General features: G+C 74.5%; 19 protein-coding genes and 1 riboswitch. Of the genes, 7 read left to right on the top strand and 12 right to left on the bottom strand.

Annotation, left to right across the window (positions count from 1 at the left end; all coding sequences use genetic code 11):
- Positions 1-119: 119 nt before the first annotated feature.
- From KBX34_RS08870 to KBX34_RS08895, 6 genes are all read left to right on the top strand, one after another.
- A complete protein-coding gene (locus tag KBX34_RS08870; RefSeq protein ID WP_210924341.1) occupies positions 120-878 on the top strand; it encodes a trans-aconitate 2-methyltransferase in 759 nt (252 codons plus the stop codon).
- 32 nt (positions 879-910) lie between these two features.
- On the top strand, positions 911-1,387 hold the full coding sequence (locus tag KBX34_RS08875; RefSeq protein WP_210924344.1) for a CrcB family protein: 477 nt from the start codon (positions 911-913) through the stop codon (positions 1,385-1,387).
- Complete coding sequence (gene crcB / locus KBX34_RS08880) at positions 1,384-1,746, top strand: fluoride efflux transporter CrcB (protein ID WP_141909578.1); 363 nt, start codon at positions 1,384-1,386, stop codon at positions 1,744-1,746. The genes KBX34_RS08875 and crcB overlap by 4 nt, the downstream gene beginning before the upstream one ends.
- Before the next feature lie 89 nt (positions 1,747-1,835).
- Positions 1,836-2,360, top strand: coding sequence for a PadR family transcriptional regulator (locus KBX34_RS08885; protein ID WP_210924346.1), 525 nt, complete (start codon positions 1,836-1,838; stop codon positions 2,358-2,360).
- On the top strand, positions 2,357-3,037 hold the full coding sequence (locus KBX34_RS08890; RefSeq protein ID WP_210924348.1) for an ABC transporter ATP-binding protein: 681 nt from the start codon (positions 2,357-2,359) through the stop codon (positions 3,035-3,037). Before KBX34_RS08885 ends, KBX34_RS08890 begins: the two co-directional genes overlap by 4 nt.
- Positions 3,034-5,190 (top strand): FtsX-like permease family protein, encoded by a 2,157-nt coding sequence (locus KBX34_RS08895; protein ID WP_210924350.1) that lies wholly within the window; start codon positions 3,034-3,036, stop codon positions 5,188-5,190. Before KBX34_RS08890 ends, KBX34_RS08895 begins: the two co-directional genes overlap by 4 nt.
- Here the strand turns inward: KBX34_RS08895 and cobA are convergent, their stop codons facing one another.
- From cobA to cobN, 12 genes are read right to left on the bottom strand one after another with little or no spacing between them, the layout of a single operon-like run.
- The gene (cobA, locus tag KBX34_RS08900) at positions 5,191-6,855 is read right to left on the bottom strand and encodes a uroporphyrinogen-III C-methyltransferase (RefSeq protein WP_210924351.1); all 1,665 of its coding nucleotides are present in this window, start codon (positions 6,853-6,855) and stop codon (positions 5,191-5,193) included. It abuts the gene before it with no gap.
- A complete protein-coding gene (locus KBX34_RS08905) occupies positions 6,852-7,448 on the bottom strand; it encodes a precorrin-8X methylmutase (RefSeq protein WP_210924353.1) in 597 nt (198 codons plus the stop codon). The genes cobA and KBX34_RS08905 overlap by 4 nt, the downstream gene beginning before the upstream one ends.
- Positions 7,445-7,696 carry a 4Fe-4S dicluster domain-containing protein gene (locus KBX34_RS33465; protein ID WP_307871356.1) on the bottom strand — a complete coding sequence of 84 codons (252 nt, stop codon included), beginning with the start codon at positions 7,694-7,696 and terminating at the stop codon, positions 7,445-7,447. Before KBX34_RS33465 ends, KBX34_RS08905 begins: the two co-directional genes overlap by 4 nt.
- Positions 7,684-9,411 (bottom strand): precorrin-3B C(17)-methyltransferase, encoded by a 1,728-nt coding sequence (cobJ, locus tag KBX34_RS08915; RefSeq protein ID WP_210924355.1) that lies wholly within the window; start codon positions 9,409-9,411, stop codon positions 7,684-7,686. Before cobJ ends, KBX34_RS33465 begins: the two co-directional genes overlap by 13 nt.
- Complete coding sequence (gene cbiE, locus KBX34_RS08920; RefSeq protein ID WP_210924356.1) at positions 9,408-10,670, bottom strand: precorrin-6y C5,15-methyltransferase (decarboxylating) subunit CbiE; 1,263 nt, start codon at positions 10,668-10,670, stop codon at positions 9,408-9,410. Before cbiE ends, cobJ begins: the two co-directional genes overlap by 4 nt.
- A complete protein-coding gene (locus KBX34_RS08925; RefSeq protein WP_210924357.1) occupies positions 10,667-11,818 on the bottom strand; it encodes a cobalt-precorrin-5B (C(1))-methyltransferase in 1,152 nt (383 codons plus the stop codon). The genes cbiE and KBX34_RS08925 overlap by 4 nt, the downstream gene beginning before the upstream one ends.
- The gene (cobM, locus tag KBX34_RS08930) at positions 11,815-12,660 is read right to left on the bottom strand and encodes a precorrin-4 C(11)-methyltransferase (protein ID WP_210789593.1); all 846 of its coding nucleotides are present in this window, start codon (positions 12,658-12,660) and stop codon (positions 11,815-11,817) included. Before cobM ends, KBX34_RS08925 begins: the two co-directional genes overlap by 4 nt.
- Positions 12,657-13,436, bottom strand: coding sequence for a precorrin-2 C(20)-methyltransferase (cobI, locus tag KBX34_RS08935; RefSeq protein WP_210924358.1), 780 nt, complete (start codon positions 13,434-13,436; stop codon positions 12,657-12,659). Before cobI ends, cobM begins: the two co-directional genes overlap by 4 nt.
- Positions 13,433-14,794, bottom strand: a complete 1,362-nt coding sequence (locus KBX34_RS08940; RefSeq protein WP_210924359.1) for a cobyrinate a,c-diamide synthase — start codon at positions 14,792-14,794, stop codon at positions 13,433-13,435. The genes cobI and KBX34_RS08940 overlap by 4 nt, the downstream gene beginning before the upstream one ends.
- Positions 14,791-15,402: a cob(I)yrinic acid a,c-diamide adenosyltransferase gene (gene cobO / locus KBX34_RS08945; RefSeq protein WP_088951783.1), complete on the bottom strand. Its 612-nt coding sequence runs from the start codon at positions 15,400-15,402 to the stop codon at positions 14,791-14,793. Before cobO ends, KBX34_RS08940 begins: the two co-directional genes overlap by 4 nt.
- Before the next feature lie 56 nt (positions 15,403-15,458).
- Entirely contained in the window at positions 15,459-17,675 is a 2,217-nt protein-coding gene (locus KBX34_RS08950) for a magnesium chelatase subunit D family protein (protein WP_374223670.1), read from the bottom strand.
- Positions 17,672-21,340, bottom strand: coding sequence for a cobaltochelatase subunit CobN (gene cobN, locus KBX34_RS08955; protein ID WP_210924361.1), 3,669 nt, complete (start codon positions 21,338-21,340; stop codon positions 17,672-17,674). Before cobN ends, KBX34_RS08950 begins: the two co-directional genes overlap by 4 nt.
- A gap of 60 nt (positions 21,341-21,400) precedes the next feature.
- On the opposite strand from cobN, the gene KBX34_RS08960 reads away from it, so the two are divergent.
- Positions 21,401-21,613, top strand: coding sequence for a hypothetical protein (locus tag KBX34_RS08960; RefSeq protein WP_210924362.1), 213 nt, complete (start codon positions 21,401-21,403; stop codon positions 21,611-21,613).
- Between the two features lie 62 nt (positions 21,614-21,675).
- Positions 21,676-21,805: riboswitch (cobalamin riboswitch) on the bottom strand.
- Positions 21,806-21,845: the final 40 nt, after the last annotated feature.

The following is a 21,845-nucleotide window of genomic DNA, read 5'->3' on the forward strand; positions in this document are numbered from 1 at the left end:
GCCGGGCGGATGCCCGACCTGGCGTCACCCTGATCATCGCCCTGCCATCCTCTCGCAATTGCAAGTTATGTGCAACAAGGCCTGGACAGTGCGCCCGAACGGTAACTAGCCTTCCCATCATGAGTCCTTACATCACGGATGCATGGGCCTGGCAGGAGAGCTGGGACCGTCAGCAGGAGGCCTACCTACCGGACCGGGAACACCGGTTCACCGCCATGCTCGACACCGTCGACGCGGTCCTCGACGGTCGGCCGCCACGAGTGCTCGACCTGGCCGGCGGCACCGGCAGCATCTCGCTGCGCACGCTGGCCCGCTTCCCCGGCGCCGAGGCGACCCTGCTGGATCTCGACCCGGCGCTGCTCGCCATCGCCCGCTCGTCGCTGGCCGACCGGGCCACCATCGTCACGGCCGACCTCGGCACCCCCGACTGGCGCGACGCGCTCCCCCACCGCGAGTACGACGCCGTCCTCACCGCCACCGCCCTGCACTGGCTGCCGGCCGAACGGCTCGGGCAGCTCTACGCCGAACTGCGGGACGTGCTGCGACCGGGCGGGGTCTTCGTCAACGCCGACCACATGCCGGACGACAGCCTGCCGGAGCTGACCAAGCGGCTGATGGACCGGGCGAGGGACCGGCGCAACGCCCGGTACGCGGCCGGCTCGTTGCTGTCCTGGTCGGACTGGTGGAAGCAGGCCGGGGCGGACCCGGTGCTGGCGCCTCTGGTCACCCAGCGGCAGGACATCTACCCGACCGGGCACAGCCCGGAGTGGAACCCGCCGGTCTCCTGGCACCTCGCCGCGCTCACCGCCGCCGGTTTCAGCGAGGTCGGCACGGTGTGGCGCGGTGGCGCTGACGCCGTCGTTGCGGCAGTGCGCTGACGCCGTCGTCGCCGGCACTACGCTGAAGAGCCGTGCCAGAGCCATCCGAGCCGCGTAGCGACCCCGACGTCGACCTGCGTGTCCCCGCCGACCGCCGCGAGCTGACCGTGCGCCCCACGACGGTCCTCGCCGCGATCGCGGCCGGCGGGGTGCTCGGTGCGCTGGCCCGGGCCGGTCTGCAACACACCGCCCCGCACCCGCCGACCGGCTTCGGTTGGGCGACGTTCGCCATCAACACGTCCGGCTGCCTGCTGATCGGCGTGCTGATGGCGGTGCTCGGGCACCTCGGCGGCGGGCACCCCCTGGCTCGCCCGTTCCTCGGGGTCGGGGTGCTCGGTGGGTTCACCACGTTCTCCGCCTATGCGGTCGACATCCAGCAGGCACTGGCCGCGGGCGCGCCGGGCACCGCGCTGGCGTACCTGGCGGCGACGGTGCTCGGGGCACTCGTCGCGGTCGCGCTGGGTGACGCCGTCACGGCGTCGCTGCTGAGGCGGCGGGCGGCCCGATGACCGTGCTGCTCATCGCCCTGGGCGCGGCCGTTGGCGCGCCGTTGCGTTACCTCACCGACCGGGCGGTCCAGACCCGGCACGACTCGGCGTTCCCCTGGGGCACGTTCACCGTCAACGTGGTCGGCTCACTGCTGCTCGGCGTGCTCGTCGGGTGGCCGGCCGGCCCGGCGCTCACCGCGCTGCTCGGCACCGGGTTCTGCGGCGCGCTGACCACCTACTCCACCTTCAGCTACGAGACGTTGCGGCTGGCGCAGGGCGGTCACCGGCTCCTCGCGCTGGCCAACGTCGTGGGCAGCGTCGCCGTGGGGCTCGCCGCGGCCGCCGCCGGCTACGCCCTGGCCCGCGTCCTGCTGGGCTGACCTCCGGAAATTGCGCCCCGACCGGGGGACCCTCCGAGAACACACCGAGGGTATATACGCGAGGTATACCCTCGGTGTATTCTCCTCCCATGAGCGTGCCACTGACCCTTCTCGGCCTCCTCGAACGAGAGCCCAGCCACGGCTACGACCTGAAGCGCGACTACGACGCCTTCTTCGGCCGGGGCAAGCCACTGCCGTTCGGCCAGGTCTACTCCACCCTCAGCCGGCTGGCCCGCGACGGCAAGGTGGTGATCAGCGACGTCGCTCCCGGCTCCGGCCCCGACCGCAAGCGCTACGTCATCACCGACGTCGGCGCGACGGAGGTCGAGCAGTGGCTGACCCAGCCGGTCGACCCGGAACCGCACCTGCAGACGGTGCTCTTCGCCAAGGTCGTGCTCGCGCTGATGCTGGACCGGCCGGCCGCCGAATACCTCGACACCCAGCGCAGCGCGCACCTGCACCGGATGCGTGAGCTGACCGAGATCAAGCGCGCCGGCGGCCTGGTCGACGCGCTGCTCGCCGACCACGGTCTCTACCACCTGGAGGCGGACCTCCGGTGGATCGAGATGACCGGCGCCCGGCTGGACGCCCTGCGGAAAGAGGTGCGGCCATGAGCGTCGTGATCGAAGCACGGGACGTGGCGTTCTCCTTCGGCCAGACGCCCGCCCTGCGCGGCGCGAGCGTCGCCGTTGACGCGGGCGAGATTGTCGCCATCATGGGCCCCAGCGGCTCGGGCAAGTCCACCCTGCTGCACTGCCTGGCCGGCATCCTCGTGCCCGACTCCGGCGAGATCCTCTTCGACGGAGCGCGGGTCGACGCCATGGCCGAGACCCAGCGCAGCAGCCTGCGCAGGGACCGCTTCGGCTTCGTGTTCCAGTTCGGCCAGCTCGTCCCCGAGCTGACCGCCGTGGAGAACGTCGCGCTGCCGCTGCTGCTCAGCGGCGTACACCGGAAGCAGGCGCTGCCGAAGGCGAGAGCCTGGTTCGCGCGCCTCGGCCTGGACGGCCTGGAGCAGCGGCGCTCGGGTGAGTTGTCCGGCGGGCAGGCACAACGGGTGGCCCTGGCCCGCGGCCTGGTCGCCGAACCGCAGGTGCTCTTCGCCGACGAGCCGACCGGCGCGCTCGACTCGCTGACCGGCGAGCAGGTGATGGACCTGCTGGTCGGCGCCGCCCGCGAGCAGGGCACCAGTGTCATCCTGGTGACCCACGAACCCCGGATCGCCGCGTACGCCGACCGTGAGGTCATGGTCCGCGACGGGCGCGTGAACGCGCCGGACCGGATCGCCTCATGATCCGCTTCGGGCTCCGCCTCGCTGTGGCCGGCGGTCGGGAGGCGCTCACCCGCCTGCTCGTCATCGCCGCCGCCGTCGCGGTCGGCAGCGGGCTGCTGCTGACCACCCTCGCCGGAGTCAACGCGGTCAACGCCCAGCTCACCCGGTACGCGTCGGTCTATCCCAACGCCTCGACGGGCGGCGACGCCGATCCCCTGTGGTGGTCGACGCGCGAGGACTACTTCCACGGCAAGCAGATCATCCGGATCGACGTTGCCCCGACCGGCCCGGACGCGCCCACCCCGACCGGCGTCCCGAGCACGCCGGGGCCCGGGGAGTACTACGCCTCGCCCGCGTTACGGAAGCTGCTGGCCGCTCACCCCGCCGACCAACTGGCTGACCGTTACCCGGGGCGCGACATCGGCACCGTCGGTCCGGCCGGATTGACCTCACCGGACACCCTGCTCGTCATCCGGGGCGGCACCCCCGACGAGGTGGCCACATTGCCCCTTGCCAGGCAGCTCACCACCGTCGGCGACACTCCCGCGCTGCCCGAGACGACGGTGAACCTCATCCTGAGCGTGATCGCAGGCGGGCTGCTGTTCCCGTTGCTGATCTTCGTCGGCACCGCCACCCGGCTCAACGCGGCCCGCCGGGAGCAGCGCTTCGCCGCGATGCGCCTGGTCGGCGCGACCCCGAAGCAGATCTCGGTGGTCGCGGCGGTGGAGGCGACCACCGCGGCCGTCGTCGGCACCGCCGTCGGCTTCGGCCTGTTCTACGCCTTCCGCGGCCCGATGGCGGGCATCCCGTTCACGGGCATGCCGTTCTTCCCCAACGACATGTCGCTGGGCGTGCTGGACACCCTGCTGGTGGCGCTCGGCGTCCCGGCCGGCGCGGCGGTGGCGGCCCAGGTCTCGCTGCGCCGGGTACGGATCTCGCCGCTGGGCGTGACCCGCCGGGTCACTCCCCGCGCCCCGCGGGCGTACCGGCTGATCCCGATCCTGCTCGGTGTCGCCGTGCTGTTCTTCGCCATCGGGTTCCGGCCCCCGACATCCGATGGCCAGGCCGCGGTGTTCCTTCCCGGCCTGCTGCTCATCATGGCCGGCCTGATCCTCGCCGGCCCGTGGCTGACGATGGTCGGCGCCCGGGTGATGGCCCGGTTCGCCAACCGCCCCGCCACCCTCATCGCCGCGCGACGCCTCGCCGACAACCCGAAGGCCGGCTTCCGGGCGATCAGCGGCATCATGCTCGCGCTCTTCGTGACGAGCGTGGCCGTCGGCGTGATCACCACGATCGTCGCCAACCGCGGCCCGGCACCGGTCGGCTCGACCGAGGCGGGACAGGTGTCGCTCTACCTTCCTGAGGATGCACCGGCGACGCCTGACTCGCTCTTCACCGACCTACGCTCGATCACCGGCGTGCGGTCCGCGTTCGCGGTGCGCGAGAACCCGGATTGGATGAGCGCCAGCGAGCCCGGCCTGATCGCGTGCGCCGAGATCCCGAGCGCGTACGGCCGGTGCGCCGGGGGCGCCACCGTCGCCGAGGTGGCGACGGGTCTCATCCCCTTCCGGGAGTCGGCGTCGTCCACCAGGGTCTGGCCCGCCGCATCGGTTCCACTCGGCGAACTCCAACAGCTGCCGGTGATGTCGATCCTCGTCGACACTGACGGTTCCGCCGCCACCATCGAGCGCTCGCGCACCGCGCTCGAGACCGCCCTGCCGGCCTTCCGGGTGGCGCCGAACGTGCCCGGTGACTTCGAGTCGGAGTTCGCCAACACGCTGCGCGGCTGGGAGCAACTGGCCAACGTCATCATCATCGCCAGCCTCGCGCTCGGCGGGTGCAGCCTCGCGGTCAGCGTGATCGGCGGGCTCACCGAGCGCAGACGCCCGTTCAGCCTGCTGCGTCTCAGCGGCGCGCCGGTGCGGGTCCTGCGTCGGGTGGTGGCGTTGGAGAGCGCCGTGCCGATGCTCGCCGTCGCCGCCGTCGCCATCGGGATGGGCCTCCTCGCCGCCCACCTGTTCCTGCGGGCACAGATGGGCTACACGCTGATCGCGCCGGAGCCACGCTTCTACGTGATCGTCGTCGTCGGGTTGGCCGCCTGCCTCGGTGTCATCGCCTCCACCCTGCCGCTGCTGGAACGGATCACCGGTCCGGAGACCGCCCGCAGCGAGTAGTCAGTCCGTGCGCCCGGTGGTCGCGAGAGCGACCACCGGGCCGAGGACGAAGACGGCGGGCGGACGAATGTCCTCCCGGGTGGCTACCGCGCCGATCTCGTCCAGCCGGGCGGGCACCGACCGCTGGTCGGCCTGCCCGGCGTCCTGCACGGCGAGCACCGGAGTCTCCGGGGCACGGCCGTGCTCGATCAGCACCGACGCGATCTTGGCGATGGTATCGACGGCCATCAGCAACACGACGGTGCCCCGGGCCCGCGCCAGCGCTGCCCAGTCGACAAGCGAGTCGGGGTGCCCGGGCGGCAGGTGTCCGGACACGACGGTGACGTCGTGCGCCACGCCGCGGTGCGTCACCGGCACGCCGGCCAGTGCCGGTGCGGCGAAGGCGCTGCTCACCCCGGGGACCACTGTCACCGGCACACCGGCCGCCGTGCAGGCCTGCACCTCCTCGTGGCCGCGTCCGAAGACGTACGGGTCGCCGCCCTTGAGCCGGACCACCCGCCGGCCGGCGCGGGCGTGCGACACCAGGGCCGCGTTGATCGCCTCCTGGGCCATCGACGGGCCACGGGGCACCTTGGCGGCGTCGACCACCAGCACGTCGGGGCGCAGTCCGGCGAGCAGCCCCTGCGGGGCCAACCGGTCGACCACCACCACGTCCGCCGCGTCGAGCAACGCCTTACCGCGTACCGTGATCAGGTCGTCGGGTCCGGGCCCGCCGCCGACCACAGCGACCGAGCCGTGGTCGTGAGCGTGCCCGTGGTCGTGCCCGTGGTGATGGTGGTGGCCGACCGGGTCGTCGGGGTGGTCGTGCGGGCGTTGCGGGCGACCCACCTTGTCGGCGAAGCCGGGCATCAGCACCCGGTACGCGCAGGTGTCGCAGTTCATCCGGATGTCGCCGCCCAGCGCCTCCGCGTAGCGTTCCCGCACCAGATCGGCGAGGGCGTCGCAGTCGCCGATCACCTCGGCCACCCGCACGTCGAGGTCGGGGTGGGCGGCGGCGAACTCCGCCGACTGGGCGACGATCCGGTCCGGCAGCACCCCGGCGAACAGGAAGTACGGCGCGACGACGATCCGCCGCGCGCCGAGGCGGCGCAACCGCTCCAGCACCGCCGGCACCGACGGAGACGCGAGGGAGACGAAGCCGGGCTCGACGCCCGCGTAGCCGCGACCCTCCCAGAGCAGCCGGGCGACCTTCGCGACCTCGGCGTTGGCGTCCGGGTCGGTGGAACCCCGCCCGATCAACGCGACCCACGTGCCGGCCCGGTCGACCGTGTCGGCCAGCCCCGTGCCGGCCGGGTGGGCACCGGCCAGCGCCGCGTCGATGCGCTCTTCGAGGGCCTCGTGCAGCAGCGGGTGCGGGCCGAGTGGGCGGCCGTAGCGGTAGCTCAGCCCGGGGTGACGTTCCTGCTCGCGGGCCATCGCGGCTGGGATGTCGCCCTTGCCGTGTCCGGCGGCGGTGAGCACCAGAGGCAGCGCCACCAGCGCCCGGTGCCCGCGCGCCACGAGCGCGCCGACCGCGTCGGTCAGCGGCGGGCGGGACAGCTCGATGAAGCCGCCCTCGACGTCGCCGACGTCACCGCGACGGCGGACCCGCTCGACGAGAGCGGCGAACTGGTCGACCCCGGCCGCACTGCGCGTACCGTGCCCGACGATGACCAACCCGGTCATGACTTCTCCTCGACGTAGAGCAGGGCGTTGAGGGCGGCGGCGGCGACCGCCGACCCGCCCTTCTCCCCCACGTTGGACACCCCGGGCAGGCCGCTGGCCCGCAGCGCCGCCTTCGACTCGGCGGCACCCACGAAGCCGACCGGCAGGCCGACGACCAGCGCCGGCGCGGCGTCCACTGTGAGTAGTTCGACAAGCGCGGTCGGCGCGCAGCCGACCACCCAGACCGCGCCCGGGCCGACCCGGGTCAGTGCGATCCGCACGGCCGCCGCCGAGCGGGTGATTCCGGCCGAGCGGCCCAGCTCGGCGGCGGCCGGCTCGGCGACCGGGCAGACCAGCTCCAGGCCGGCCCGGGTGATGCCGGCGGCGACCATCGCCACGTCGGTGACCACGGGCGCCCCGGCGCGCAGCGCTGCCAGGCCCGACTCCAGCGCCGCCTCGTCGCAGATCAGCTCGTCGACGTACGCGAGGTCGGCGCTGGCGTGCACCACCCGTTCGGTGACCGCTCGGCAGAGCGGCGGCAGGTGCGACAGGTCGACCCGCTCGCGCAGGATGCGGTACGACTCGACCTCGATGGGATGCACCACCCGGCTCATCGGGCTCCTTCGCAGGGGTCGGGCTCGACGACGCGGATCGCGTCAGAGTCAGCGACGACGCGGATCGCGTCAGGGTCAGCGACGACGCGGATCGCGTCGACCGGGCAGATCTCCAGGCACTCCAGGCAGCCGGTGCAGCGGTCGGCGCGGACGGTCAGGCCGCCGGGGACGGGCCGGATCGCGTGCGTGGGGCAGGTGAGCAGGCAGGCGCCGCACCCCTGGCAGGCGCCGATCGTCACGATCGCCACCGGTACCCCCGGGGTGTGACCATCCGGCCGGCGACCAGCCTCGTATCGCTGTTGCCGACCACGACGACGCTGTACATGTCGACCGCAGTCGGGTCCACCGTGGTCAGGGTGGCCAGGTGCACCCGCTCGCCGGGGCGGCTGGCGTTGCGTACCACCCCGACCGGGGTGTCCGGTGGCCGGTGCGCGGCGAGGATGCCGAGCGCCTTGCCGAGCTGCCAGTCGCGTGCCCGGCTGCGCGGGTTGTAGAACACCGTCACGAAGTCGCCCTCGGCGGCGGCAGTCACCCGCCGCTCGATGACGTCCCACGGCGTGTGCAGATCGGACAGGCTCACATAGGCGTGGTCGTGGCCGAGGGGCGCGCCGAGCAGTGCCCCGGCGGCGAGGGCGGCGGTCACCCCGGGCACACCCACCACGTCGATCCGCTCGTCGGCGTACTCCAGGGCGGGGCTGGCCATCGCGTACACCCCGGCGTCGCCGGACCCGACCAGCGCGACCGCCCGGCCGGCGACGGCCTCGGCGACGGCGGCGCGGGCCCGCTCCTCCTCCGCGCCCAGCCCGCTGGACAGCACCCGGGTGCCCGGGCGGAGCACGTCGCGGACCTGGTCGAGGTACTGGTCCAGGCCGACCACCACGGCCGCGCGCCGCAGCTCGGCCACCGCGCGAGGGGTGCGCAGGTCGGCCGCGCCCGGCCCGAGCCCGACCACGGCGAGCCGGCCGCGCGGCGCGTGCCGGGCCACCGCCACTGTGGCCATCGCCGTCGCGGTCTTTCCCACCAGCAGCGTGGCGTCGTCCGGTCGGCCCGCCGGGCCGAGCAGCGCCGCCGCCTCCGACACGCTCGGCGTGCCGACCGCGGCGCGGACCACCTCGCTGGGATGCGGCACGTCGACGGTGGCCAGCCGCGTCGCCGGCCAGGTCACCAGGGGTACGCCGAGCGCGTCGGCGGTGCTCAGGATGCCCACCTCGTCGGCTTTGACGTCGGCGCTGGCCAGACAGCGTAGGCTCGCCGGGTCGAGGCCGGCCTCGGCCAGCACCCGGTGCAGCAGCTCCCCCACCTCGGCGGCCGGTACGCCCCGACTCGCGCCCATGCCGGCGACCAGCGACGGTGGCCGCAGCACGGCGGTCCGCTCGTCGAGCGGCACCACCCGGTCGGTGACCAGCAGCCGGTAACCGCCGTCCCCGGCGTCCTCGTCGGTGGTCTGGACGTTCGGGGGCAGGGCGGGCAGCGGCCAGTCGGCGTCGGCGACCAGTCGGACCGGCTCGCCGTCCAGGATGGCCCGGGACACCGCGGCAACCGCGCCCTGCACGGGCCAGCCGAGGGTGTCCAGCCCCGGCAGGTCGACCGCGTCGGTGGCGGTGGTGATCACCGGTCGGGCGTCCAGCACCGCGCCGACCTGCTCGGCGAGGTCGTTGCCGCCGCCGGCGTGCCCGCCGAGCAGCGCCACGGCGTGCCGGGCGGCCTCGTCGACGACCACAACGGCCGGGTCTCTGCGCTTGTCGGTGAGCAGCGGCGCGAGGATCCGCACCACCGCGCCGGTGGCCAGGAACGCGACAACCGCGTCGCACTCGGCCCAGGCGCCGCGCAGCGCGTCGGCCGCGCTCTCCCCCTCGACCAGTCGGGCGTGCGGCCAGGCGGTGGCCAGGGTGTCGGCGTGCCGGCGGCCGGCGGCGGTGGCCGCCACCAGACCGATCCGGGCGGGCGGGTTCTGGTCGGTCACGGGCGCTCCCCGGTGAGGACGACCACCGGGTTGGTGGCCGCGAGGCGGATCGACCCGCCGGGCAGGTCGGCGAGGCGGGCGGCGGAGAGCTGACTGCCCTCGACCGTGTAGCCGGCGGCGCGCAGCAGACCCACGGCGGGCGCGACCCGGTCCAGGGCGGCCAGGGTCAGCACCACCCGCTCGGGTTGGCGGGCCACCACGGCGGTGAGGGTGTCGGCGCCGCCACCTCCGACGAAGACCGCGTCCGGTTCGGGCAGGCCGGCCAGCGCCTGCGGGGCTCGGCCGGTGACGAGCCGGACGTGCACGGCGTGCGCGGTCGCGTTGGCCCGGATGGTCGCGCCGGCCCCGGGGTCCTGTTCGACGGCGAGCACTGCCGCGCCGAGCAGCGCGCACTCGATGCCGACCGAGCCGCTGCCCGCGCCGACGTCCCAGACCAGCCGGCCCAGTCGGGGTCGCAGCCGGGCGATGACGAGGGCGCGCACCTCCGACTTGGTGATCATGGAGTCGCGGTGTGCGTACCGGGTTTCCGGCAGCGCCCACCCGCCGGCCGGGGCGGCAGCCGGCTGGTTGTCGGAGCGCATCCCGCCGGGTGCGACCCGATCGGGCGCGGCGTCGGTGGTCGCGACGGGTGCGACGTCGGCGATGCTGAGCAGGACGTGCGGGTCGGCCCAGGTCTCGGCGGCGGCCTGCTCGGGGGTCACCGCGCGGATCCGTTCCGCGGCGGTGCCCAGGTGCTCGGCCACCAGCAGGCGGCGGGACCATCCGACCAGGCCGGCGCCCAGTTCGGCCGCACCGGCGCCGGGTGCGGTGAGCACCGCGACCAGCGGCAGCGCGCGGCAGGCGTTCAGGGCCGGTCGCGGGTCACGGCCGTGCGCGGTGACCACGGCGGCGCCGTCCCAGGGCAGGCCGGCACTGGCGAACGCGGCGGCCACACTGGACACCGCCGGCACCACCCGCAGCGGCAGTCCGGCCGCGCGCAGCCGCCGGACGATGCCGAACAGGCCGGGATCTCCGCTGGCCAGCACGACGGCCGGCACCCCGGCGGCGACGGCCTCGGCCAGCCGGTGTACAGCGGGGGCGAGCGGCCCGAGGGTGACGGTGTCCGCGCCGGGCGGTACGGGCACCGCGGCCAGGTGCCGGGCGGCCCCGACGACCAGCCCGGCGGCGGCCAGCAGCGGCGCGAGCGCCGGGTGCGGTGGGGCGCCGGCGGCGTCCAGGCCGACCACTGTCACGCCGGTCGCCTGCGCCGTCCGCGTCATCGGGGCCACCGGCCGGACGAGGCGACGACGTGTGAGCCTGCGAAGTCGACCATCGCCACGTCCACGGTGACCGTCGGCCCACCGAAGCGCCGCAGCACCTGGCGGACCCGCTGGCAGAGCAGGTCACCGGCCGGGGCGAGCAGTCCGGCGGCCTCCCACAGCTCGTACGCGTGCCGCCCGGTGTTGGCCTCGGTAACGGCGGCGACGAGCGACGCGTCGCCACCGGCCTCGGCGGTCACGGCCCCGAGCAGGGAGAGGTCCACCTTGGAGCGCGTGTAGTGCGTCATCAGCACCCCGGCGGCGAGTTTGGCCAGCTTGCCGGCCATGCCGACGAAGACCACGCCGGTCATGCCGTCCTCCACAGCGGCGGTCACCGCGGCCCCGGTGAAGTCGCCGACCTCGACGAAGCAGACCTCGGGCAGGTCGGGCAGCAGCGCGCGGGCGGCCCGCTCGGTACGCCCGCCGGTGCACAGCACCACAGTCGGCTCGCCCTGGGCGGCCATCACGTGCACGGCCTGCACGACGCTGGCCCGCCAGGACGCGGTGGAGAACGGGCGCACAATGCCGGTGGTGCCGAGGATCGAGATGCCACCGAGGATGCCGAGCCGCCGGTTGGTGGTCTTGCGGGCCATGATCTCGCCCCGCGGCACGCTGATCACCACGCGTACGCCGACCTCGTTGAGGTCGACCACCTCGGCCACCGCGTCGCCGATCATCCGGCGGGGGGTGTCGTTGATCGCCGGGCCGCCCACGGTAAGCCCCAGACCGGGTTTGGTGACAGTGCCGACGCCGGCACCACCGGCGAGCCGCAGACCGGGGACGTCGGTCCAGTCCACTGTGGCGGTCAGCTCGGCCCCGTGGGTGACGTCCGGGTCGTCGCCGGCGTCCTTGACCACCACCGCTTCGGCGCGCACCGGTGGCGTGCCGGTCACCTCGCAGCGCTCGACCGGGAAGCGCACCCGCCGCCCGGCGGGCAGGCCGATCTCCACGTCCGGCTGGATCTCCCCGGTGACCAGCGCGGTGACCGCGGCCTTGGCCGCCGCCGTCGCGCAGGCCCCGGTGGTCCAGCCGGTACGCAGCGCGGTGGGCCGCACCTTCGCGGTCCGCGGCAGGTCCGGCTCACGCAGCGGCGGTTCGGCGTACGTCATGGTGTGTGCCCCGGTGTGGCTGTCCCCCCGGTGCGGTCGCCGGCCTGGCGGCGCAGCTCGGCACGGGCGGCCGGCTCGGCCTTGCGGAAGGTGTGGAAGTGCCCGGGGTGGTACAGGTGCGAGCGGGTGCCCTCGGCGGCGAGGGCCGGCCCGACGAGGAACAGGGTGTGCTTCCACAGCTTGTGCTGCTTGACCGTCGCCTCCAGGGTGCCGACAGTGCAGCGCACCACCAGCTCGTCGGGCCAGGTCGCCTGGTACGCGACCACGGCCGGGGTGTCCTCCGGGTAGCCGCCGGCCAGCAGCTCGGCCTGCACCTGCCCGGAACGGGCAGCGGAGAGGAACAGCGCCATCGTGGTGCCGTGCCGGGCGAAGTCCCGCACCCGCTCGCCGGGCGGCATCGGGGTCTTGCCACCCTCCAGGCGGGTGAGGATCACCGACTGGGCCACCTCGGGCACTGTCAGCTCCCGCCCGACGATCGCCGCGACGGCGGTGAACGAGGAGACCCCGGGCACGATCTCCACGGCGAGGCCGAGCGCCCGGCACAGCTCCAGTTGCTCCTGCACCGCGCCCCACAGCGCCGGGTCGCCGGAGTGGATCCGCGCCACGGTCAGCCCCTGCTCGGCGGCACGCTGGTAGAGCGGCAGCACGCCCTCGATGGGCAGCTGCGACGAGTCGATCACCTCCGCGCCGGGGCGGGCGTGGTCGAGCACGTCGGCGTGCACCAGGCTGGCCGCCCAGATCACGATGTCCGCCTCGGCGATCACCCGGGCGGCCCGCACTGTCAGCAGGTCCGCCGCCCCCGGCCCGGCTCCGACGAACCACACCTTGCCGTCGCTGGTCACAGCTTTCCTCCTCGGTGGTCGCGGCGGGCCGGCACCAGCAGCGTCGACAGGTACGGCAGGTCGTGCTGGGCGTCGTCGACCGGGCCGATCCGTTCACCGGGCAGACCCAGGCTGCGCCCGAGCACCGCGTCGGGGAGCCGGCCCTGTCGGCGCAGCTCGGCGAGCAGTTCGGGGTGCCGCCGCCAGCCCTTGTAGGCGACCACGGTGCCCGGCCCGGCGAGGGCGTCGGCGAACAACGCCAGACCCGCGGTGGCGGGCAGCAGGGTCAGCGGTTCGCGTCCCTCACAGAGCGGGGTGCCGCTGCGCGCAGCGAGCTCCTGCATGGCGGTGACGCCCGGAACGGTGGTCACCCGCAGGCCCGGGCGCAGGGCGCGGACGCTCTGCGCCAGGTAACCGAAGGTGGAGTAGATGTTGGGGTCGCCGATGGTGGCGAACGCGAGGGACCGCGCCCCGGCGTCGACCGTCTCGACCACCACCCGGGCGGCGTCGTCCCAGGCGGCCGCCCGGCGGGCGGTCACCCCGCCCCGATCGTCCAGGGCGAACGGCAGTCGGCGCAGCCGGTCCACCGCGACGTGGGGCCGCACTGTCGCCTCGGCCCGCCCGGCATCCGCACCCGCCGGCGTCGCGGCGGCAGTCACCGTGGGTTCGACAGGGTCCGCCATCACGGGTACGAAGACGACGTCGGCCTCGCGCAGCACCCGCACCGCCTTGACGGTGAGCAGTTCCGGGTCGCCGGGTCCGACACCGACCCCGGTCAGCGTGGCGTCGGCGCTCATCGGCACGCCTCGACGAGCCGGCGGGCCGCGTCCGGGTGACCGGCCCAGTGGGTGTGCAGGTAGGAGGCGTGCACCCGACCGCTCACGAAGCCGTGCTCCGCGTCGTTCCAGCGCCACGCCGGCCGGTCGCCGTGCCCCGGGTCGGTGGTGGTGCGGTGGAACTCGTGGCCGCGTACCGGCTCGCCGGCACGGGCCACCGGGGAGTCGGTGACCGCCACGGCCTCGCGGTAGCCGAGGGTGAGCCGGCCGGTCATCCGGGCGGTGAGGTCCAGCCGCCCGCACATCGGTACGTCGTCCAGGGACCGCCCGAGGTAGAGCAGCCCTGCGCACTCGGCCACGATCGGCCCGTCGAAGTCGGCCAGCTCGGCGCGCAGCGTGGTGTTGCCGGCCAGCGCCTGGGCGTACGCCTCGGGGAAGCCGCCGCCGATGACCACCGCGCGGGTGCCGGCGGGCAGTGCCGGGTCGCGCAGCGGGTCGACGGTGAGCACGTCCGCGCCGGCGGCGGTGAGCAGTTCGGCGGTCTCCGCGTACGAGAAGGTGAAGGCCGGACCACCGGCGAGCGCGACCACTGGCCGCTCGGCGCCGGCCGGCCCGCCGACGGCGGTGACCGGGTCCCACGCGGGGGTGGTCAGCGGTGCGGCGGTGCGGGCCAGGTCGAGCACGGCGTCGAGGTCCACTGTGGCTTCGACCAGCTCGGCGAGCGCGGTGACGATCGCCAGGGACTCGGGGGCCCGCTCGGCGACCGGGACCAGCCCGAGGTGCCGGGCCGGCGCGGCCACCTCGGCGGCGCGGGTGACGGCTCCGAGCACCGGCACGCCCACCTCGGCGAGGGCGTCGCGCAGCAGGGTTTCGTGCCGGGGCGAGCCGACGCGGTTGAGGATCACCCCGCCGATGCGCACGGCCGGGTCGAAGGCGGCCATGCCGAGGGTGAGCGCGGCGGCCGAGCGGCCCTGGGCCGTGGTGTCCAGCACCAGCAGCACGGGCGCCTCGATCAGCCGGGCGACGTGTGCGGTGGAGGCGTAGTCGCGGCGGCCGACGGCGCCGTCGTGCAGGCCCATGACGCCCTCCACCACGGCGATGTCGGCGGGTGTGGGGACGCTCGCGCCGTGGCGCAGCAGACCGGCGATCCGTTCCGCCCCGACCAGGAACGGGTCGAGGTTGCGCCCGGGCCGGCCGGCGGCGAGGGCGTGGTAGCCGGGGTCGATGTAGTCGGGGCCGACCTTGTGCGGGCTGACCGTCAGGCCGCGACGGCGCAGTGCGGCGAGCAGCCCGGTGGCGATGGTCGTCTTGCCGTGGCCGCTGGCCGGTGCGGCGACGACGACCCGGGGCAGCGGCCACGGGTCGGTGGTCGTGGTCACCACTCGATGCCCTTCTGGCCCTTCTGGCCGGCGTCCATCGGGTGCTTGACCTTGGTCAGCTCGGCGACCAGGTCGGCGGCGGCGACCAGGCGCGGGTCGGCGTCCCGTCCGGTGATGACGACGTGCTGGAATCCGGGCCGGTCGGCCAGTGTGGCGACCACCTCGTCGACGTCCACCCAGCCCCACTTCATCGGGTAGGTGAACTCGTCCAGCACGTACAGCCCGTAGCGCTCGGCGGCCAGGTCGCGCTGGATCTGCCGCCAGCCCTCCAGGGCGTCGGCGGCGTGGTCGGCGTCGCCGCCGCGCTGGATCCAGGACCAGCCCTCACCCATCTTGTGCCAGGCGACCGGCGCGCCCTGGCCGGTGCGCTCGTGCACCTCGCCGAGCGCCCGGAAGGCGTTCTCCTCCCCCACCCGCCACTTGGCGCTCTTGACGAACTGGAACACGCCGATCGGCAGACCGGCCGTCCAGGCGCGCAACGCCAGGCCGAAGGCGGCTGTCGACTTTCCCTTCATCTGTCCGGTGTGGACGATCAGCAGCGGTCGGTGCCGTCGCTGCCGGGTCGTCAACCCGTCGGCGGGCACCACGCTCGGTTGTCCCTGTGGCATCAGCACGCTCCCCTTCGGGCGATCCTGCGGTTGCGGTCGGTCATCGGTGCCCGTCGTCACGCCGCGACGGGAAGCGCGCTGCCGCGGGTGTCGGGGTGGGTGAGGGCGGCCAGCGGGTGGTGGGGGGCACCCAACTGGGTGGCCAGTCGACGCGCCAGGTTGAGGCGTACCGGGCCGGTCTCGCAGTCGACGACGACGCAGGGTGCACCGGTCGCCGCGAGCACCGCCGCGGCTGCCGCGGCGCGGTCCAGCGGGCGGTTGCCCGCCGTGGCCCGGCCGTCGGTGACGACGAGGACGAGCGGACGCCTCGACGGGTCGCGCAGGCGCTCCACCCGCAGCAGGTCGGCGGCCGCGAGCAGCCCCTCGGCCAGCGGCGTCCGCCCACCGGTGGGCAACTCGGCCAGCCGGGTCGAGGCGGCCAGCACCGACGAGGTGGCCGGCAGCAACGTCTGCGCCTCGGCGCCCCGGAAGGCGATCACCGCTACCTTGTCCCGCCGCTGGTAGGCGTCGGTGAGCAGGGCGAGCACCGCGTCCTTCACGGTGGTCATCCGCTGCCGGGCACCCATCGAGCCGCTGGCGTCCACCACGAACAGCACCAGGTTGCCCTCCCGCCCCTCCCGGACCGCCTCCCGCACGTCGTCCGGGCGCAACCGCAGCGGGCCGCTCAGCCGTCCCCGGGATGCCTGGTGCGGCGCGGCGGCGCGGACCGTCGCCGGCAGGTGCAGCGCCCCGAACCGGCCGGTCGGGACCCGGGCCCCAGTGGTGCGCCCCCGCCCGGTGCGGGCCCGCGAACGCCGGCCCGGCACGCCGTCACCGACACCGGGCGCGGTGAGCGCCCGTGCCTTCAGACCACCCCGCGGTACGGCCACCGACTGCTCGTCCGCGCCGCCGTTGCGCCCCTGGTCCGGGTCGTCTCCACCGTCCGCGGTGTGCCGGTCGCCGGGCTGAGCGTGCCCGCCGGGGTCGTCCGTCGGGCGCTGCGACGAGCCGCCGTCGTCAGCTCCGCTCGGCACCTCGGTCCGCCCGTCCGGGCCGGCGTCACCCTCGGCGGGCGCACTCTCGGCCGGGCCGGGTACACGCTGGTCGACCACGTCGCCGCCGCTCCCCCCACCGCCGGCCGGGCCGCCACCGCCTGATGGGCCGCCACCACCCGGGCTGTCGTCGTCCGGGCCCGGGTCGTCCGGGTCGTCGGGGTGGGCGTCCTGGGCACGCTGCAACGCCTCGTCCAGGCGCTTCTCGTCCAGCCCGGGGGTGTCGAACGGGTCGCGGCGGCGGCGGTGCGGCAGGGCCAGTCGGGCGGCCACCCGGACGTCGTCGATGCTCACCCGGTCCCGGCCGTGCCAGGCGGCGTGGGCCAGCGCGGTACGGGCGGTGACGATGTCGGCGCGCATCCCGTCCACGTCGAACGCGGCGCACACCTCGGCGATCTGCCGCAGCGCGGCGTCCGGAAGTCGTACCCCGGGAAGCCGGCGTCGGGCGTCGGCCACCTGACCGGCGATCTCCGCGTCGGCGTCGGCCCAACGGGCGGCGAAACCGGCCGGGTCGGCGTCGGCGGCGAGCCGGCGGCGGACCACCTCGACCCGGACCTCCGGGTCCCGACTGGCGCCCACCTCGACGGTGAGCCCGAACCGGTCGAGCAGCTGCGGACGCAACTCCCCCTCCTCCGGGTTCATCGTGCCGACCAGCAGGAACCGGGCCGCGTGGCTGACCGAGACGCCTTCGCGCTCGACGTGGCTGCGGCCCATCGCGGCCGCGTCCAGCAGCAGGTCCACGAGGTGGTCGTGCAACAGGTTGACCTCGTCGACGTAGAGCACCCCCCGGTGGGCGGCGGCGAGCAGACCCGGCTCGAAGGCGCGTACGCCCTCGCCGAGGGCCTTCTCCAGGTCCAGCGAGCCGACCACCCGGTCCTCGGCGGCGCCGACCGGCAGCTCCACCAGCCGGGCCGGACGCGTCTCGACGGCGGCACCGACCGGATGCGGCCCGTCCGGGCAGCCCGGGTCCGGCTCGGCCGGGTCACAACCGAAGCGGCAGCCGGCAACCCGGCGGACCGGCGGCAGCAGCGCGGCGAGGGCCCGAACGGCTGTGGACTTGGCGGTCCCCTTCTCACCCCGGACCAGCACACCGCCGATCGCCGGGGACACCGCGTTGAGCAGCAGCGCCAGCCGCATGTCGGCCATGCCAAGCACCGCACTGAACGGATAATTGACGATCACTGTGCCTTCCTTCGATCGCGACTGCGGGGCTCGCAAAACCGGCTCACTCCTCGCGCTCACACCCGGTCCTCCAGGTCGCCCTCACTGGCCAGGTACGTGTCGCGCAGCCGGTCCAGGGTGGCCGGCTCGGGTTTGGCCCACAGCCCCCGGTCGGCGGCCTCCAACAGGCGTTCGGTGATGCCCCGCAAAGCCCACGGGTTGGACTGCTCCAGGAACTCGCGGGTGGTGTCGTCGAACAGGTACGCGGCGGCCAGGTGCTCGTACATCCAGTCGTCGACCACGCCGGCGGTGGCGTCGTAGCCGAACAGGTAGTCCACTGTGGCGGTCAGCTCGAACGCGCCCTTGTAGCCGTGCCGGCGCATCGCGGCGATCCACTTCGGGTTGACCACCCGGGCCCGGAACACCCGCCGGGTCTCCTCGCCCAGCGTGCGGGTGCGCACGTCGTGCGGCATCGCCGAGTCACCCACGTACGCCTGCGGTGACGTGCCGGTGAGGTGACGGACCATCGCCACCATCCCGCCGTGGTACTGGAAGTAGTCGTCCGAGTCGACGATGTCGTGCTCGCGGGTGTCCTGGTTCTTCACCGCCACCGCGATCCGGGCGAAGGAGCGTTCCATGTCGGCGCGCGCCTCCCGTCCGTCCAGGCCCCGGCCGTAGGCGTAGCCGCCCCACACCGCGTACACCTCGGCCAGGTCCGCGTCGCTGCGCCAGGTCCGCGCGTCGATCAGGGGCAGCAGGCCCGCGCCGTACGCCCCGGGCTTCGAGCCGAAGATCCGGGCGGTCGCGCGCCGCTCGTCACCGTGCTCGGCGAGGTCCGCGGCGACGTGCGCCCGCAGGTAGTTCTCCTCGTCCGGCTCGTCCAGGGCGGCGACCCGCCGCACGGCATCGTCGAGCAGCGCCACCACGTGCGGAAACGCGTCGCGGAAGAACCCGGAGATGCGCACTGTCACGTCGATGCGCGGCCGGCCCAACTCGGCGGTCGGCACCACCTCGATGCCGGTGACGCGCCGGGACCGCTCGTCCCACACCGGCCGGCAACCCAGCAACGCGAGCACCTCGGCGATGTCGTCGCCCTGGGTGCGCATCGCGCTGGTGCCCCACACGGTCAAACCCACCGAGCGGGGGTACGCCCCGGTGTCGGCGAGGTGCCGGGCGAGCAGCGAGTCCGCGAGGGCCACCCCGACGTCCCAGGCGTTGCGGCTGGGGATGGCCTTGGGGTCGACGGAGTAGAAGTTGCGGCCGGTGGGCAGCACGTTGACCAGGCCCCGGGTGGGTGAACCGGACGGGCCGGGCGGCACGAACCGGCCGTCGAGCGCGCCGAGGGTGTTGGTCAGCTCGTCGGTGGTCCGGTCCAGCCGGGGCACCAGCTCGGTGGCGGCGAAGTGCAGCACGGCGGCGACGTCCGGGATCGGCTGGCCGGTCACCTCCGCCACCACCGCGTCGACGGCCTCGGCGTCCCAGCCGAGCGTCTCCATCTCGATGACCAACCGCCGGGCGAGGGCCTCGATCAGGTCGACGGCGTCGGCGGCGGTGCCGGCCGGCCCGTCCACCACGTCGGTCAGCGCCACCGGGAGGGCGATCCGCTGCCCGGGCGACGCGAGCAGCGCCTGCTCGTCAAGCCCGTACGCGACGGCGAGCGCCTGCCGCAGGCCGGGCAGGGCGCGGGCGCCACCCCAGATCTGGGGGGCGCGCAGCACAGCGAGGACCAGGTTGACCCGGGGTTCACCGGTGGGTGCGTCGGCGAGGACGTGCAGACCGTCGCGGATCTGCACGTCCTTGACCTCGCAGAGGTACCCGTCCAGGTGCAGCACGAACTCGTCGAAGTCGTCCTCGTCGGGCATCGCCTCGGCGTGCAGGTCGTGGTGCAGCTCGGCGGCGCGTACGAGGTCCCAGATCTGCGCCCGCACGGTGGGCACCTTGGCCGGGTCGAGGGCCTGCACTGTGGCGTACTCGTCGAGCAGTTGTTCCAGTTTGGCCAGGTCGCCGTAGGTCTCGGCGCGGGCCATTGGCGGCACCAGGTGGTCGATCACCACGGCGTGCGCCCGGCGCTTGGCCTGGGTGCCCTCGCCGGGGTCGTTGACGATGAACGGGTAGACCAGCGGCAGGTCGGCGAGGACCGCGTCGGGCGCGCAGTCGGCGGCCAGTCCGAGGCCCTTGCCGGGCAGCCATTCGAGGGTGCCGTGTTTGCCCAGGTGCACCACGGCGTCCGCGCCGAAGCCGCCGTCGGCGACCGGGGCCGCCAGCCAGCGGTACGCGGCCAGATAGTGGTGACTCGGCGGCAGGTCCGGGTCGTGGTAGATGGCGATCGGGTTCTCCCCGAAGCCGCGGGGCGGCTGGATGAGCAGCACCACGTTGCCGAAGCGCAGCCCGGCGAGCACGATGTCGCCGCTCTCGGTGTAGAGCTGGCCGGGCGGCTCACCCCAGTGTTCCCGCATCCGTTCGCGCAGCTCGGTCGGGACCTGGTCGAACCAGCGCCGGTACGTCGGCCCCGGTATCCGGGCCTCGGCGGCGGCCAACTGCTCCGGGGTGAGCCATTCCACGTCGTGACCGCCGGCGGCGATCAGCGCGTGGATCAGCGCGTCGCCGTCCTCGGGCGGTGGAGCGTCACCCAGGTCGTAACCCGCCTCGGCTAGTGCGGCGAACAGGCGGACCGCCGAGACCGGGGTGTCCAGCCCGACGGCGTTGCCGACCCGGGAGTGCTTGGTCGGGTACGAGCTGAGGACGACGGCGACCCGCTTGTCGGCGTTGGGCACGTACCGTATCCGGGCGTGGCGCACGGCGATCCCGGCGACCCGGGCGGCCCGCTCGGCGTCGGCGGCATAGACCGAGAGCCCGTCGGCGTCGATCCGCTTGAACGAGAACGGCACGCTGACGATCCGGCCGTCGAACTCGGGGATGGCCACCTGCATCGCCGCGTCCAACGGGGACAGTCCGGCGTCGCTGCCGGCCCACTGCTCACGGGTGCTGGTCAGGCAGAGCGCCTGGATGATCGGCACGTCCAGGGCGGCCAGGGCGCCCACGTCCCAGGCGTCCTCGTCGCCGCCCCCGGACGCGTCCGCGGCGACCGCGCCGCCGGCCGCGAGCACGGTGACCAGCAGCGCGTCGCAGCGGGCGAAGAGCCCGAGCGGGCCCGCGCCCGTGGTCAGGCCCCGCAGCGAGCCGCAGAAGATCGGCAGCGGGTTGCCGCCGGCTTTGTGGACCGCGTCCGCGAGCACGTCGACGAAACCGGTGTTGCCGGCGAGCGCGTGCGCCCGGTAGAAGACGATCCCCACTGTGGGCCGGTCCGGGTCGGCGGGGTGTTCGCCGTGCACGCCGTACGCCGGGGTCGGTGCGGGCGGGGCGAACCCCTCGCCGGTGAGCAGCACCGTGTCGGAGAGGAACCGGGCCAACTGCGCGAGGTTGTCCGGGCCGCCCTCCACCAGGTAGGCCAGCGCCTGGGTGACGACCCCGGACGGCACTGTGGAGATGGCCATCAGCTCCGCGTCGGGCAGCGTCTCGCCGCCCAGCACGACCGTCGGCACGCCGGTGGCGAGCACCGCGGCGAGGCCGTCCGGCCAGGCCTGTCGGCCGCCGAGCAGGCGTACGACGACGAGGTCGACCCCGTTGAGCAGGGCGGGCACCTCGTCGGCGGCGACCCGGGCGGGGTTGGCCAGCAGGTAGTCGGCGCCGCTGGCGCGGGCGGCCAGCAGATCGGTGTCGGCGGTGGAGAGCAGCAGGATGCGCACGGCAGGCTCCGGAGAGTGACGCCCTGGCCGCCACGGAGGCGACCTGGACGAAGCGGGTGGGTGCGGCGTCAGCCGGCACGACGGCGCGGCCGGCTCGCCGACGCGGACGTCGGGGCCGGTCAGCGCCGGGCGCTCAGCTCAGCGGGCCCGGTGGTCGACGCGGGCGACCTGGAGCACGCCGACGAGGCCGGCCCGGAGCATGCTGGTCCGGCCGGTCGTGGGTGCGGTGTGGCGTCCGCGATGCGGGTCATGACGATGATCGTCGATGAATGAGACGCCGTGCGCCATCGGGTCCTCCTCGGGTGTCCACGCCCTGGGGTACGTCCCGACGGCCGAAGTATCCTGGCTTCCGGATCGACGCTCTCCCCCGGCCTTCCAACCGCAGACACACGGCCGTGACTCACGAGGGGGGATCGCTCCCCGGTGACAGTGGCGGGACCGCGTCGGAATCGCACCGACTTCCTTCACTGCCGTCAGGCCGCGAATGCTGCCACACCGCCGCGCC

Origin of the sequence: Micromonospora sp. M61 (assembly GCF_018070245.1) — a bacterium.
In the GTDB taxonomy this organism is placed as follows: Bacteria; Actinomycetota; Actinomycetes; order Mycobacteriales; family Micromonosporaceae; genus Micromonospora; species Micromonospora zamorensis.